This is a genomic window from Brevundimonas sp., from assembly GCF_046295775.1.
GTDB lineage: Bacteria > Pseudomonadota > Alphaproteobacteria > Caulobacterales > Caulobacteraceae > Brevundimonas.
This window is the reverse complement of the sequence record NZ_JBKBML010000014.1, coordinates 1-15,119: the sequence shown is the minus strand read 5'-3', so window position 1 is coordinate 15,119 and position 15,119 is coordinate 1. Positions and strand designations below refer to the sequence as shown.

11 protein-coding genes and 3 pseudogenes are annotated in these 15,119 nt (G+C 60.5%); 8 read left to right on the top strand and 6 right to left on the bottom strand.

Translation table 11 applies throughout. The features are described 5' to 3' along the window. Positions 1-37: 37 nt before the first annotated feature. On the bottom strand, positions 38-1,153 hold the full coding sequence (locus ACK4I0_RS09600; RefSeq protein WP_409610345.1) for an alpha-hydroxy acid oxidase: 1,116 nt from the start codon (positions 1,151-1,153) through the stop codon (positions 38-40). Between the two features lie 406 nt (positions 1,154-1,559). Between ACK4I0_RS09600 and rsgA the strand changes: the two genes are divergently transcribed. After that, positions 1,560-2,636 carry a ribosome small subunit-dependent GTPase A gene (rsgA, locus tag ACK4I0_RS09595; RefSeq protein ID WP_409610343.1) on the top strand — a complete coding sequence of 359 codons (1,077 nt, stop codon included), beginning with the start codon at positions 1,560-1,562 and terminating at the stop codon, positions 2,634-2,636. Positions 2,637-2,743: 107 nt separating this feature from the next. Continuing rightward, the gene (locus ACK4I0_RS09590) at positions 2,744-3,061 is read left to right on the top strand and encodes a hypothetical protein (RefSeq protein ID WP_409610341.1); all 318 of its coding nucleotides are present in this window, start codon (positions 2,744-2,746) and stop codon (positions 3,059-3,061) included. A gap of 67 nt (positions 3,062-3,128) precedes the next feature. Here ACK4I0_RS09590 and ACK4I0_RS09585 read toward each other — a convergent pair whose 3' ends face one another. The 3 genes from ACK4I0_RS09585 to ACK4I0_RS09575 all read right to left on the bottom strand — a co-directional run bounded on the left by ACK4I0_RS09585 (position 3,129) and on the right by ACK4I0_RS09575 (position 7,021). Then, positions 3,129-5,165 (bottom strand): ATP-binding protein, encoded by a 2,037-nt coding sequence (locus ACK4I0_RS09585; protein ID WP_409610339.1) that lies wholly within the window; start codon positions 5,163-5,165, stop codon positions 3,129-3,131. Beyond that, positions 5,162-6,163, bottom strand: coding sequence for a hypothetical protein (locus ACK4I0_RS09580; protein ID WP_409610337.1), 1,002 nt, complete (start codon positions 6,161-6,163; stop codon positions 5,162-5,164). Before ACK4I0_RS09580 ends, ACK4I0_RS09585 begins: the two co-directional genes overlap by 4 nt. A gap of 132 nt (positions 6,164-6,295) precedes the next feature. Next, positions 6,296-7,021 (bottom strand): Crp/Fnr family transcriptional regulator, encoded by a 726-nt coding sequence (locus ACK4I0_RS09575; protein WP_409610335.1) that lies wholly within the window; start codon positions 7,019-7,021, stop codon positions 6,296-6,298. 168 nt (positions 7,022-7,189) lie between these two features. Between ACK4I0_RS09575 and ACK4I0_RS09570 the strand changes: the two genes are divergently transcribed. After that, a complete protein-coding gene (locus ACK4I0_RS09570) occupies positions 7,190-7,465 on the top strand; it encodes a hypothetical protein (RefSeq protein ID WP_409610333.1) in 276 nt (91 codons plus the stop codon). A gap of 12 nt (positions 7,466-7,477) precedes the next feature. Here ACK4I0_RS09570 and ACK4I0_RS09565 read toward each other — a convergent pair whose 3' ends face one another. Both ACK4I0_RS09565 and ACK4I0_RS09560 read right to left on the bottom strand, forming a co-directional pair. After that, positions 7,478-7,882 carry a response regulator gene (locus ACK4I0_RS09565; protein ID WP_409610331.1) on the bottom strand — a complete coding sequence of 135 codons (405 nt, stop codon included), beginning with the start codon at positions 7,880-7,882 and terminating at the stop codon, positions 7,478-7,480. Continuing rightward, entirely contained in the window at positions 7,879-8,280 is a 402-nt protein-coding gene (locus ACK4I0_RS09560; RefSeq protein ID WP_409610329.1) for a response regulator, read from the bottom strand. Before ACK4I0_RS09560 ends, ACK4I0_RS09565 begins: the two co-directional genes overlap by 4 nt. A gap of 222 nt (positions 8,281-8,502) precedes the next feature. Between ACK4I0_RS09560 and ACK4I0_RS09555 the strand changes: the two genes are divergently transcribed. The 5 genes and pseudogenes from ACK4I0_RS09555 to ACK4I0_RS09535 all read left to right on the top strand — a co-directional run. After that, on the top strand, positions 8,503-9,030 hold the full coding sequence (locus ACK4I0_RS09555) for an Abi family protein (protein ID WP_409610327.1): 528 nt from the start codon (positions 8,503-8,505) through the stop codon (positions 9,028-9,030). Positions 9,031-9,189: 159 nt separating this feature from the next. Beyond that, a pseudogene (locus tag ACK4I0_RS09550) lies at positions 9,190-10,287 on the top strand (HlyD family type I secretion periplasmic adaptor subunit); the annotation flags it as partial. Between the two features lie 526 nt (positions 10,288-10,813). Then, complete coding sequence (locus tag ACK4I0_RS09545; RefSeq protein ID WP_409610324.1) at positions 10,814-13,591, top strand: calcium-binding protein; 2,778 nt, start codon at positions 10,814-10,816, stop codon at positions 13,589-13,591. A gap of 290 nt (positions 13,592-13,881) precedes the next feature. Further along, positions 13,882-14,286, top strand: a pseudogene (locus tag ACK4I0_RS09540) (transposase); the annotation flags it as partial. A 541-nt stretch (positions 14,287-14,827) separates the two neighbouring features. Beyond that, positions 14,828-15,119: pseudogene (locus ACK4I0_RS09535) on the top strand (hypothetical protein); the annotation flags it as partial.

Genomic DNA, 15,119 nt, shown 5'->3' with positions numbered 1-15,119 from the left:
CATCGCCGGCAGCGCTGCCGCCTGTGGTTCGGCGGCGCTACTGCGGTCTGTGCCGGATATGGCGTCGGTTCAGGGTCTTTATTGAAGGAACGCCCGCCAGGGCGAGCGTGCGCTCGAACTGGCCGCGCAGAAGCGTGAGAACCCGAGCAACGCCAGCTTCGCCGGCCGCCGCCAGGCCGTACAGATAGGGCCGGCCGATAGAGCAGGCGGTCGCGCCCAGGGCGAGCGCCTTGACGATGTCCGAGCCGTGTCGGACGCCCCCGTCGCAGATGACATCCGGTCCGTCGCCCAGCGCGTCTCTCACGGCGGCGACCTGATCGATCGGCGCGGGAGCGCCGTCCAGTTGGCGCCCGCCGTGGTTGGAGATAATCACGCCGCTGGCGCCCGACGCGACGGCGCGGGCGGCGTCCTGCGGCGTCATGAGCCCTTTGATCGCCAGAGGCCCATTCCACTCGGCGGCGAGCCACTCCACATCGCGCCAGGTCAGACTGGAGTCGAACTGACGGCCGATGAAGTCGAACAGGCTCATGGGGGTGTCCGCCAGGGCCTCGGTGCGGTGACTGACATTGGCCAAGTCGAACCTGGCGCCGGTCAGGGCAGGTATCGACCAGCCGGGATGCAGGGCGAAATCGAGCAGGGAGCGCATCGTCAGCCGGGGCGGGAGAGACAGGCCGCTGCGGTGGTCACGCAGTCGATTGCCGGCGACAGGCGTGTCGACGGTGAGGCAGAGCCCGGCATACCCGGCGTCCCGGCATCGCGCGACGAACTCGCGGGTTAGTCCACGATCTTTGAAGACGTAAATCTGGAACAGGGCGGGCACGCGAACGGCGGACGTAAGGTCCTCCAGTCGCGTCGTGCCCATGGTTGAAAGGCAGTAGGGAATGGCCTGGGCGGCGGCCGCTCTGGCGACGGCGGGCTCCGCCGAGCCGTGGAACATTCGGGTCAGGCCTGTGGCCGAAAGCATGAGCGGCCAGGCCGCCGGCTGGCCGAACAGGGTCGTGGCGGTCTGGATCGATGACACATCCGTCAGGACGTCGGGTATGATCTCGTAGTCCGCAAACGCGGAGGCGTTGCGGGCCAGAGACCGTTCGTCGTCGGAGCCGCCGTCCAGATAATCGAAGATCGGACCCGGCAGGCGCCGTCGCGCCAACACTCGGAGGTCGCCGATGCTGTGGACCCGGTCTAATGCTGGCAAAGGGTTGCCCGATGCTGGATGCCGCTAGGTGTTCCACGCTGACGTAGCCCGGGGTTCGCAGGATGAAAGCCATGTTCCGCGCGAAGCACATCTTGGAGTCCGGGCGGCACAGCGCGATGCCGAACTGACGGAACGCTCCCTAAGATCGAAGGTCGCCAGGCGGGCGGGGCTGGAGGGGCATTGCGAGGCCAATGAGCTGGCGCGCTCGCAGGAGTGTCCGGCAAACGGGGCGAGGCGGCGCGGCAGCAGCCAAATCTCACTTATCATGATGGGCGCTTCTGAGGCGCTGGCACTGGACGTTCGACCGCTTCATAAGCCCCTGTCGGACCGAACGCGGTCTGCAAACGCTTAGGACGCCCGTGAGTTGATCGAGGAATATGGCTGGTCGGATCGGCGCCAAACGGCCTTCGCCGAGCACGCGCTCGCCGGCCTGACGCCGGGGCGCGTCGTTCTTCAACACCGTGACAGCTATCTGGTCGCCACGGATGGGGCGGAGCTCAAGGCCGAGGCTTCGGGCCGGTTGGTTCACGAGGCCGGGGAGATCGGCTATCCCGCCGTGGGGGACTGGGTCGCCCTGTCCCTGAACCCGCAAGACGGCAGCGCCACCATCCACGCCGTGTTGCCGCGTGATACGGCCCTTGTCCGCAAGGCGGCGGTCGACAGTACGCGCCAGCTTCAGATTCTGGCCGCCAACATCGATGTGGTGTTCGTCGTGACCTCGATGAACGCCGACCTCAATCTGCGAAGGATCCAGCGCTATCTGGCGGCCGCCCGGCAGAGCGGCGCGCGGCCGGTGGTGGTTCTGACGAAGTCCGATCTCAGCGCGGATCCTGAGCGGCAGGCCGCCGAGATTGCAGCGTCAGACCCCGGCTGTCCGGTCGTCATGGTCTCGGTCAAACAGAGCTCGGGCCTCGACGCCCTGCTGGATCAGGTCAAGCCGGGCGAAACCTGTGTGCTCATCGGTTCGTCCGGCGTCGGCAAGTCCAGCCTGGTGAACACTTTCCTGAACGAGGATCGCATGGCGATCCGGGCGATCCGGGAAGCCGATGACCAGGGCCGCCACACCACCAGCCATCGGCAGCTGGTCCTGCTACCCGGGGGGCAGCTGATCCTCGATACGCCCGGCATTCGGGAGGTCGGGCTGATCGACGCGGAAGACGGCCTGAATACCGTATTTGACGATGTGGAGGTTCTGACACGGAGCTGCCGGTTCAGCGACTGCGGGCACGCCACCGAACCAGGCTGCGCCGTCAACGCCGCGATCGCCGACGGCAGCCTCGCCCCCGAACGCTGGGCGCATTTTCAGAAGTTGACGCTTGAACTCGCCGCCGCCGAACAGAAGGCTGAGCGGGTGGCGAAGGCTGCGGAAAAACGCCGACTGGCCGGGCAGCAGAAGGCTTACAGAGCCAGCAAGCGAGACCATCGCGGCGGATTGCGTTGATCGGGCCGATCGTCGCCTCGTGGCTTAGAAAGCCGGCGCAGCAGAATCTGTCCTGTCTTTTGGGGCAAACAGGTTAGGGAGGGCGCTCCGCTTCAAGAAAGACCGCCATGCCCGCGTTCACCATCGTCACGACCAGTGCAACCGAAGGCAGCGATGCCGCCGAGCTCAACGTCCTGACTGACGACTTCGCCAACGAGAGCGAGGCCCTGGGCTATTCGCGACGGATGGCCGAGGAAGTCGTCAGCCTCGCCGCCCAGCTGCTGCTCGACTTCGACTACAGCAATGTCGGCCTGTACGAGGGCGACCGTCTCGATGAGGATCTCAATCCCGAACACCCCTCGTTCATGGGGATGTGGGTGCTGGATCACGACGGTGCGGCCTTTGTGCCCGCGGACGAGTTCAGCGATGACATAGTAGAGGGCTAGGGGGGTAGCCCCGACGCCGTTCTGTCGGACATCTTTTACGGCACGCGCGCCGTCGAAAACGTCACGTTCAGGCCGCGTCGCTGGTTTGACCCGATCCATTCTCGTCGCGACCGGGTTCGGACTGGACCCGGGTCAGGGCGTCGAACAGACCCGGCGCACTGATGGGTTTGGCCAGGTGGAGGTCGGCGCCCGCCTCCAGGCTGAGCTCGATATGCTGCGGCAAGGTGTTGGCCGTCAGCATGATTATCGGCGTGCGCGACAGGCCGCGCTTCTGCTCCAGATCGCGGATGACACGCGTAGCGGTTGGTCCGTCCATCACCGGCATCATCATGTCCATCAGGATGGCGTCGAAGGTTTCCGACAGGAACGCATCGACCGCCTGATCGCCGTCTTCGACGCAGGCGACGTCGATCCCAGCCGTTCGCAGAATCAGCTCCGCGACACGGCGGTTGGTGGCGTTGTCGTCCACGACAAGGACCCGCCCAGCGCTGGGTTGGCCGGTCGATACCCTGGGTTTGGGCGTTTGAAGATGATCTGGCTTCAGCAAAATGGAGAACCAGAAGCTGGAGCCCTGACCGACCGAGCTTCGGCACTCCAGTCGCCCACCCATTGCGTCGACCAGTTGCCAGGAAATGGCGAGACCCAGTCCCGAACCGCCATACCGGCGCGTGATGGTGCCGTCGGCCTGCTGGAACCGGCCGAAGATGTCCGTCCGCTGCTCGGGCGTGAAGCCGATCCCGGTGTCGCTGACCTCGAACGTATAGGTCTCGTCCAACCGGTGCGCCCGGATCGAGACCGCGCCGGAATCGGTGAACTTGACCGCGTTCGAAACCAGGTTGGACAGCACCTGCTTGAGCCGAGTGGGGTCTCCAAGGACGCGCCCGTCCAGATCGGCGCCAAGATCCGTATAGATGCGTATGCCCTTCTCCTGGGCCGCGAGCTCGGCCACGGCCGTCACGCCATTGACGACCTCGGGCACGGACAGGGACGTGGACTCCAGCACCACGGCGCCGGCCTCGATCCGCGCCAGGTCGAGAATATCGCCGATCAGCCGGCTCAGCTGATCCGATGACGTCTTGATGATGGTGGTCAGTTCACGCTGATGGTCTGATTGCTCTGTCTGGGCCAGCAGATCGACGATGCCGATCACGCCGTTCAGCGGCGTCCTGAGCTCATGGCTCATATTGGTCAGGAAGGTCGTCTTGGCTTCGTTGGCCGCCTCGGCCTCGGCCGTGGCCTTGCGCAGCGCGGCCGCATGGGCCTTGCGCTCGGAAATGTCGCGAATATTCGCGTGGATGTGCGGCACGCCCCGTTCGTGGGCGACTGACATCCACAGTTCGATATCAACCAGGCTGCCGTCCTTGCGACAGGCCTCCAACTCCAGTCGACGCCCAAGCCGCCCGCCGCCGCCCAGTCGCCAGCGGTCCATCGCACTGGCGTGCGCCGTGCGCAGTTCAGCCGGGATGATGATGTTGATGTTGGAGCCCAGCGCCTCGGAACGGCTGAACCCGAACAGCTGCTCGGCGCCGTCCGACCAGTGTTCGATGACGCCGCGGTCGTCACAGTCAATGAGCGCATCAGCGGAGGCGAGAAGGGCCGCGCGCAAGGACTGGGCGCGGTGGCGGGCGGCCAGGTCCTCGCCGACTATAGTCGCAAGGCGCGACAGGCGCCGCGCCGTCAGCGGGTCGTGAGGGCGAGGCTGGGTGTCGAAGACGCAGACCGTTCCGACGGCATGACCGTTCACGACGACTGGCGCGCCCGCATATAAGCGGATGCGGCCGTCACCCATCATCGTGCCCATATGCCGGAAGCGGAAATCAGTGCTGGCGTCCTCGATCCAGAGGACCTCGTCGGGTCGGGCAAGGACGTGGGTGCAGAAAGAAGACCAGCGGTTGGCCTCTGTCCCCGCATAGCCGGCCGCCCCCGTGAACCAGATCCGCTCGGCGTCGACCAGGGTGACCAGGGCCCAGCGCGTTTGCGCCAGTTCCTGGGCCAGGATCGCGATCTCCTCGTGCTGAACGGACCGATTCTGGTCCAGAACCCCGAATGAACGGACCATGTCCACGCGGTGGGTTTCGCGATCGGAGGTGGGCAGGGTGATCATGACTGGGGATCCGGTCGGAGGGTGACTCGTTCGATTTGGGCTGGCGGCAGCCAGCTGAGATGGGTGGCCTGCAGCGATTTGAGATGCTCGCCCGGCACATGGGTCGGCACGCCATGGACCATCAGGTTCGGAGAGCGCCGCCGTGCGGCTCGCAGCACCGATTGCAGGTCTCCGGCCGATGCCCCGCGCCATTCGACGGCCAGGCCGTGAAATGCGGACTCGCGGCTTACGGCGGTGACGTCCGTCGCGGATCTGATCGTAGCGGTCACTACGCGGACAAACGGCCTGATCATGGCGACCGTCTCCTTGATGAGGCCAGCGGGCGCCCCGGCGTGGAGATGGGTGATCTCGATGATCACAGCCGTCCGCATGACGGACCGGAACCGGGTGCATCGGTCCAGCAGGGCCATGCGCGGGCGACGGGCGGAAAGAACGGAAAAGGGCAGCGGCGCGAGGAGGGCGAAGCTGCCGCCTTCGCGCCGATAGTCCTCCAGGATCGGCAACAGCTGGCCGATGGTCAGATGAGCCAAGGCCTCAAGGTCCAGATCGGACAGGCATTCGACGCCGGCCGGCAGACTGGGGCGTATCGCGTAGGCGCTGATAGTGTGCTGATCCAGGCGCCAAACCGGAACAACGTCGAGCGTATACGAAACGTCGCCGTAATGGCTGAGGGCGATGGTCCCGCTGGACCGTCTCTCCGTCAGCGGCGGCGTCCAGTCTTCGGGGGCCCGCCCACCTTGGTCCGATGTGCTCGCGCTGTGTCTTGGCCGCGCGGGCGGGGCGCAGATATCGACCGGGTCGGCGGCGAGCGCTTCGCCTTCAATGCCGGACACCCGCGACAGGCTCACATCGGCGTCCACGCTTCGCCCGAGAAAAAAGCCGAGCAGGGAGCGCAGAACGTCGACGCAGCGCACCTGACCCTCGTAACTGTCGGCGGAGGCGACGGCGACAAGCACTGACGTGTCGTTCATCCGGACGAAGACATCCGGCGGCGGCATGCTCTTGGTGAGGCCGAGGTCTCGCCTGTCATGCTACTCTAACGGCTCCTGACCCCGTGAAGGTCAACCGGTCGCACGTATAGATTAACTTATGATGTAAACATTTATCGGGACGCGAAGAGTCTGGCGTCTCTATCCCGCGCCCGTGCGCAGGCGGCGGTGCAGATAGTTTTCATCAAAGCCGGCGATCTGGATGAGCCGGACGGGATCCTCGATCATCAAGTTGCCGCGCTGGAGAGTCATGGCGCCACTGAGACGCAGTTCCTTCATGATCCGGTTCAGATGCACAGGCGTCATGCCCAGGGAGTCTGCGAGCATCAGTTGCGACAGCGGCAGAGATAACCGTGATTCGGTCGTCAGCCCGATGTTCCGGGCTCGAAGATAAAGTTCGCACATCAGATGCGCGACGCGCTCGATGCTGGTCCGTCGTCCCATACTGGTGATCCAGGCCCGCAGCGTGCCCTCGCTGATCAACTGCGACAGATACATCGCCTTTGCGATCCCGCGGTGATGATCCATGAGCGCGTCCATCTCCGCGCGCTCGACCACGGCGATCCGGGCCCGTGTCACGGTCTGGATGCTGTGATCCATCTCCGCGAGAAGCCCGGCATGCAGATCGCAGGAATCACCCGGCATCATATAGGCCAGGACCTGGCGTGATCCGTTGGGAAGAATTTTGTAGCGACAGGCCCAGCCATCCAGAACGATGAAGACTGGTCCCGGGCGATCGCCTTCACGGATCAGATCCTGCTTGGCCGGATAGTCTCTGCCCGGACCGATCGTTGACGTCAAAGCGGCGATCTCGTCCCTCGCCAAGTTGACCAAGCCATTCAGCTTGTTGACGAACCGATTGTCCATGGCCGCTCATCCCACGTCGCCACGACCAATGATATTGCGCAATGTTATTGCTCAATGTTGATCTAGGTGGTGGCTGGCCTCCCATCTTTGGTTAGAAGGCTCTCATCCTCAATGCCGTCCGGCCTTCGCCGGTTGCACCTCGGCTGGGATTTGAGTTCGGAGGATGTGATGGCTTCTCGTATGTCTAACGACAATTCCGATGCGATTCACGGTCTGGATGCACACGGGCAGGCTGCGATCCTTCTCGTCGAAAGCCTGCTGCACGGCCTTATTGCGCGCGGAGTCATCTCAGTGGCTGATGCGGTCGAGATCGTGGATACAGCGGCGGAGGTGAAGGGCGACGTGTCGGCCGAGCTGGGCGATTCACCCGCCAATCTGCGTCGCTCGCTGGGCATTCTGGCGGCGATCAGCCAGAGCCTCCGTCACGATCTGGCCGAACGCTAGCGATACCTGCTGCTAGGCGCGGTCCCGAGCGGCGCGAAGCTGTCGGATGTAGTCAACGACCGCCTGAGGTTCATAGGGGCGCCGCAGATGCGGCCCGGTCTCGCACAGGTCCGCCGCCGTCTTGGCCGCCGCGATGACATTGCCGGCCAGACGAACCTCCAGATGGGGGCGGTTATCCCGGACCCATTGCGACAGGGCGAATGCGGACTGGCTGCCAATCGCCGCGACATCGCAAAGGATGACGTCGACGCCCAGCGAGGCTTCCTGCAGGGCCGTCAGCGCCTCGTCGGTGCTGGCGGCTTCGACCACGCTGTATCCGCATTGTCTTAGATAGTCGGAAATCGCGTGTCGGGAGACAATGTCTCCGTCGACCACCAGGACGGCCTGGTCGATGGATGTCGCGGCGGCGTCGGTCATAGGGCCAAGGCTGTGCGCAACGTGTCGGTCAGCTGTTCCGGATCGCAAGGCTTGGACACAAAGGCGCGCGCCCCGCTGTCATAGGCGAGCTTGGGCTCAAGATGGCCCGACGTTACGACGACGGGCACATCGGGGCGGGTGCGGCGGACGTAATCCAAAAGCCCCATGCCGTCGTGATGTCCGGGCATCCGAACATCGGTGAAAACCAGATCGATCTGCGCACCGGCTTGCAGAAGGGCGATGGCCTCGTCGGCGTTGGAGGCTTCCACGACCTGGAACCCAACGTCTCTCAAATGGTCCGATACGAACAGGCGGATAAGAAACTCGTCCTCTGCAATGAGGATCGTCGGCGCCTCGACCGCCTCGGCGGTTTGGTCCGGCCGGTTGCTGGCGAGCATGGAGTCCCCGATTCCGTCAGAGAGCGCCTGCCCAATGCAAAGGTTCCATTTTCAATCGCAACGAACAGCGCGCGATGGGTGGAGACTGGCTGTACAGCCGACGGCCGCCGAGCACGGCCATAAATCTATGTTGCAGGATCCGATCCCCGACTATGGCAACGTCGCCGTATCCTGAGCGTCGGAGGTGTCGGCGCACGGGCATACATCATCGGGGCCGCCGAAATGACCTACTTCTGCTTTGTTGAAAGCTCTCTGCTGGGAGTTCAGCACATGCAGCCGATGGATGCCGAAACAGTCGAGGCTGCGCGGGGCGAGGCCGCCGCCCTCCTGCTTTGGCATGACCACGCCTATGCGGCCCACATCTTTGCTGGCGAAGAGTTTCTCCTGACGATCAAACCCGCGGACATCGCCTCAAGCTGCCTTCATCGCGATTGGCTGGAGTTGGATCCCGGTTTCGTGGCAAAAGATCATGCGGCTTGGCTTGCCCGCATCGATGCCGCCGCCGCTAAATCGCGCGAGGACTTCGTCGCGAACTTTCTAAAGGAGTTCGCGCCGCCGCTCCCGATCTGGGTCAGCATCGAGTGCTGGGACTTCGGAATGCTGTCCTACTTCGTGTCGGGGATGAGCACACCCGACCGGACCAGCCTAGCGGCTCACTACCAGGTCGAGCGACGTGATCTTGAACTGACGCCCACGGCCAAGGTCTGGAAAGCCAAGATCTGCGCACAGGCAGAAGAGCTCGTCTTCTAGCTGCTCATCGGGTCGCTTTGGCATCCCGAGGCGGACAGATTTCGCACTCTTCTTAGCGACCTTCCAGCCTTCCTTGGTGTAGCCCTCAAACGTCGCTAGCGAGGCAGTCTTGAAGGTTTCGGACGCTCTGCGCTTCCGCACCTCAGCCATGTAACAGAAGGAGAGACAGTTACACAGGGGCAGGTGTTGCTGGAGATCGGCACAGGAGAACATAGAGCGAAGGCGGACAGCCTTGTTGCCAAATTCGTTGGCCTCCAAACGTTGAGGGCTCGGATGATGGCGGAAGTGACGGGTCATGATTTTACTATCGACGGAATAGACCTGTCGCGGCTAGGTTCTATTGATCCGGCCCAACGTGAAAAGGAATACCAGTTTCAACTCGCGCAGATGACGGCACGTATTCGCAGTAAAGATACTGAGGGACTGATAATCCGCCAACGGCTGACCCAGTTACAACAGCAAAAGGCGGGGCTGGAGCGTCAGTCACAATCTATCGTCGAGCAAAGTCGCTTGCTCACTGATGAACTCGAAGGCGTTCGTGCTCTTGCTGAACGAGGATACGCGCCTCAAACTAGAGTAAGGGCCTTAGAAAGGAACGCTGCGGCGCTGACCGGAGAACTGGGCGCGCTTGATGCGCAGATCGCCAGAACGGTCGAGCAGATGATCGAAACCCGTCTCCAGTTGGAAAGCCTGGATGCAAGGTCGAAGGAAGACGTGACGGAACAAATTCGTCAAATAGACTATCAGCTGGCTGAGCTGGTCCCTGAGACGCTGGAAGTCAGACGGATGGTGGAACGTGGACTTGTTAGGAGCCCATCGAGCGGATCAGTTATTGCACTTACAGGCGTAAATGTTGGCAGTGTCATAATGCCAGGTCGCAGCATTCTTGAAATCGTCCCGGCATCGCACTCCGACATTATAGTGGCAAGGATCAGTCCGTTCGATAGAGATAATATCGAGGTGGGAATGGAAGCCGAACTCAAGTTTCCCGCCTTTAGGGACCGTAACCCCCCCAAACTCACCGGAACCGTCAAGTTAGTGTCAGCTGATACGCTGTCCGATGAGGCGGCGAGAGAGGAGTTTTATGAGATTCGGATAGGTATAATAGGCTCAAGCATCAATAAGTTGAACGATCTAGATGGTCGCCTTTACCCCGGTATGCCGGTGGAGATTGTGATTCCCGGCCGAAGAAGATCGCTTTTATCTTATCTAACAGAGCCTCTCCTCCGAAGTGTTTGGCTTTCAGGGCGAGGTTAATGCGTAATCCTCAGATTTCTCACGGACGATGTTCCTTATGAATCGCGCTACGTTATTGAACGGGGGGTACCGGGGAGTTGTCGTATTCGCGTCGGCACTCATACTCTTGTCTGCCGCCTGGACTACTGGTGCCTTCGATTACTTAGTATTTCTTTTCTCGCCGTCGGCCGCGCGGCTTTGCACCGAGCTATCTGACACGCAACAGATAGGATCTGCTCTTCGTTTGGGCGGCATTTTCATCATGGGCTCCTATACCTGTCGCGTCGTCATACGTGCGAGCCGCCGGCAAACGCTGAATGCCGGGGCGTTGTCAAAGTATAACGGCGGTTCCAGATATATGAGCGCGTTGTGTTTAGCAGCCACCGCCGCGTACTTGGTCGTAGACAGGCCTACTAGTGAGGCGAGTTATTGCACTGAAGTGTTGTTGGTGAATGTAAGGCTCGTTCTAACATTAGCCGTGTCTTTGCTGCTTGTGTTTCTTTCGGAGATACACGAGAGATTTTTAGATAACACTGGGAGGTAAACAGTGTCGAATCTCTATAGCATGGAAGTGTCGCATCTAGCGTTGCAGGCCGCTTCTAGTAGCGGCTCTCAAGGTAACGCCGGGACGGCTCTGACAGGTATAGGCAACGCCCTGGGTGGCTTAAGCGGTTACTTGATCGCACATGGAGACGCGCGCGGTAAGGCTGCTGGAGCGGCACTCGGTACGCTATCACTTTACTTTGGCGGAAGTGGCACTGCGCTAGATATAGCCGCCAACGACCTGACGCCTGCATCCTTTTCGGGCTTGGCAGGATCGCTCGCGGGTTCGATGGCAGGCGGGATGTTGGCCGGCGGCTTTTTGGGATCGCCCGCAGGCGCAATGGCGCTGGCGCTGGCTATGCCGTACGGTCTAGGCGGTGCAATCTTGGCGGGGGGTCTAATTCTCGGCGCGGGGTATCTCGGAGGCATAATCGGTCAGGAGCTTGGCGAGTGGCTGGCTACGGTACCTCCCCAGTACTGCCCTCTCGTGTTGGACTTGGACGGCGACGGTATTGATCTAGTTGCGCTCCCACAAAGCTCTGCCTTTTTCGACTTCGATAATGATGGCTTCGCCGAATCAAGCGGGTGGGTGGGACCAAACGATGGGTTCTTGGTGCTCGATCGCAACGGCGACGGAATAATCAATAACGTCAGCGAGATGTTTGGTGGGGCTGCGGGTGGATTTGCTGCGCTTGCGGCTTTAGATACCAACAAGGATGGTGTCGTAAACGCGTCTGATGCACGATTTGGCGAACTGCGTATCTGGCGTGACGCAAACCAAGATGGATATACAGACGAAGGTGAGCTGCACTCCCTGAGTGATATGGGAATTTTGTCAATCAACTTGACTAGCCTGGCCAGTGGAGCGATTGTCAAAGGCTCGACCATTTCGCGGGTCGGCTCATATGAGACAACCAATGGCGTCATGCAAATTGCAGACGTTCTTTTCCAATCAGATCAGCTCAAGTCCATATATTTAAACAACGGCAACTATGAGCTGTCTCCGCATTTGGCGATGGTCCCGAATATAAAGGGAAATGGTGACGTTAGAGATCTACGCACCGCTTGCGCCGAAGATGCCGTGTTAAATGGGTTGGTGCAGAGCTTAATCGATGATCGCAATAACTTTGAAACTTACGCGGACTTTTTGCTGGCGTTCGAACCCGTAGTCATGCGTTGGCTGCAAGTTGACGCCATTAGTCCTTCATCTCGCGGTAACCGAGTTGATGCGCGTGTTATGACTGGGTATGAGAAATTTCTCGGCGTCAAATATAACCCAAATGGACTTCCACCGTCTGACGAGGGAGCTCGAGGGATTAAGGCTGGATGGGACGCTATCGTAAATAAGTACGCGGTCGCCTTTTTGGCTGACTTAACAAATTACGATCACTTTAATCATTTCGTCGGTGCCATTCATGATCTGTTTCAAGACCTGATGGCCACCCCCGAAATGGATAGCTTGGTCGTTGAGCAGCGAGTGGCCGATGCGGTAGCGCTGATAAATGGCAGTCCGCTAAAGGGGCCGTTGCTACAAGAATTCACCGGCTACGGCTACGACGCTTTTAACGGCGCGGTTGTTCTGCCTGGTGACGTTCAATCACTAATAGATCTTTATGGTTCCGCATTTGAAACATTTATGGACGGCACAGCCTCACCTGAGACTTTTGCGTCAATGATGAAGGACATGAAGAAATTTCTCGCTCTTGCGGAATGGGCTGAACCGGGTTCAGCATTGGCCGCGAGCTACATTCAGGCCTGGAATATATTTGGCGGACCGGTTGTTCGGGATATCAACGCGAGGCTTGCTTCCCCCACTTCCGGAGGTGATTTGACGGGGGGGGCCCAGCATGAATTAATAATAGGCTCGGAGTTTGGAGAGACTCTGAGAGGGGCAGAGGGGCAAGACATCTTGATCGGTAACGGTGGTAATGACCACCTCGTCGGTGGTAGAGGTGCGGACCGTTACATTTTTAGTGGCAACTTTGGACACGATACTATTTCCGACGGGGACACGTTAGGCGGGATAGGAGACGCCGTCGTGTTCTTGGATGTTGTGTCCAGTGATGTCACATTCACAAGATCAGGCCTCGATCTTATAATAGCATCCCCTGATAATTCGAAATCCGTTCGTGTTATAGGCCAGTTCGATCAGGGCCGGTGGTACCAGATCGAGAGCTTTTCATTCGCGGACGGAGTAACCTTGACGGACGCGCAGGTCAGGGCCCATTTCCTTCAGAGCACGGATGGCGACGACGTCATTACGGGGTTTCACTGGAACGACGAAATAAGAGGCGGCCTGGGTAACGACTACATGCAGGGCGGAAGGGGCGACGACGCTTACTACTACTCGTTAGGCGATGGTAACGACACAGTTCATGATAAAGGCGTTATTAGTGTGGATACTATCGTTTTGGAAAACATAGAGCTTTCCGAAGTCACTATAATTAGAAGTCCAACCAATGCGAAAGACCTCATGGTTATGATGCCGGATGGAGGCTCTATACGTGTGGTTAATCAGTTTGACAGCCTAGCCTGGGACAGAATTGAGGTTTTTAAGTTTGCAGATCAGTCTGTATCATGGCAGCAGGTTTTGGCTCATGTAAATGGTACAGCACCTATAGTAACGGGCGCTGTCTCAACAACGGGGTATTCGGCTGAGGAATATCATTTGGGCGATGATTCCATGATGGATATCGAAGTATTGCCTAGAAGCGACGAGAATCAGTCGCTAGATCAGATATTGTTCGTTCGACACGTTGAGCTCGACTACTTGATGGCCTGATCATCAGGGTGGTGGGGAGCGTATAGAAACTCCTCACCACCCACTCTAGGGATGACCGTCTCGGTCGTGGTCGATCGGCGGCAAACGCGAAGTTGAAAGTGGAGCTATTTCATTTTCTAAGGAGACGGTGGGCGCCAAACTTACTGTTGCGCCTGTATGGTGGCGGCTCTTGCGCTTTATCTGCCTTGCCCGCGGCGAACCCGAATGTCGCTTGGTGACTGAGGCTGTGTGAATACGCCTGCGGATCGAGCGATTTAGGTTTAGCCCCCTGAGTTCAGCAGGAGGTGGGTATGAGCCGCTTCGTTCAGGGGGCCGATCGTCGCCAGCAGACGTTGCTTCCCGAGTGTCTCGACGACTATGTGGCGGAGGATAATCCGGTCCGTGTGGTTGATGTCTGCGTCGACGAACTAAATTTGAAGGGTCTGGGGTTCGAGGGCATGACGCCCGCAGCGACGGGACGGCCCGGCTACCACCGGGCGATGCTGCTGAAGCTCTACGTCTCCGGCTCCCTGAACAAAGTGCAGTCCAGCCGGCGGCTGGAGCGCGAGGCGCAGCGCAACGTCGAGCTGATGTGGCTGACGGGGCGGCTGGCGCCCGATCACAAGACCATTGCCGACTTCCGCCGGGAGAACGGCCCTGCCATCCAGGCGGCCTGCGCCCGGTTCGTGGTGTTGTACCGCCAGCTCGCCGCCCTCAGGGGCCTGCCGGGCAACTCTACAACCGTTCCGTCCGTCTTGAAGTTGAATGAGCCGACGGTCGTCGCATATTCCACGGCCGTGTAGCCGGATCCGATGTGCGACAGGATGGTGGCGGAGTTTGAGGCGGGAGCGCCGAAGGGATCGAAGAACCCGCCACGGGCCGTGCTGAACTCCGTCGTCGGGATCTCCGCGCGTGCGCCGAGGGCTTCCTGCAGGAAGGTCGTCTGGACGCGATTGGACTGCAGACGCCCGTTAGTTTCGCGCCCGCCGCCGGCGTAGACTAACACATTCCAGCCCAGGAGCCCGCCCCTGATCCCCACGGCCCCGCCGAGGCTGGTGGTTTCGCCATCCATCCGGCCGGGACCCAGATCCCTGATCCAAGAATAGGCGATATCAGGAGAGGTCGACCCCTTGGGCGATACGAAGTGCGGATTGGCGGTGTTTACCGTTAAAGTGCCGATGTCTCCCGACGTTTTCAGCGCGTAGTTGCGTTCGGTGTATCTCTCTCGCGACGAGCCTGCAATCGTCGGCTGACTATGTGGCGCGGCTGCACTCGGACGGCCGCACCCTGGCGCTGGAGGGCTGGACCACCCTCGCCAGTTTCGGCGGCACGTCCTTCCCCGACGCCACGGTCCAGGTTGTCGCCGGCGACCTCAATCGCGACGACGACACGCAGCCGGTACAGCCGGCCGAGGCGTCGCGTGACCGAGTCTGTTGGCCGCAGGACACCACGACGTTCGTGCGCTCCATTAATCCAGCGAGGATGGAAGATCGCGTGGAGTATTCAGGCCCGCCTATGGCTGTGGCTCAAGTTGGCGAGATCGTCGTCA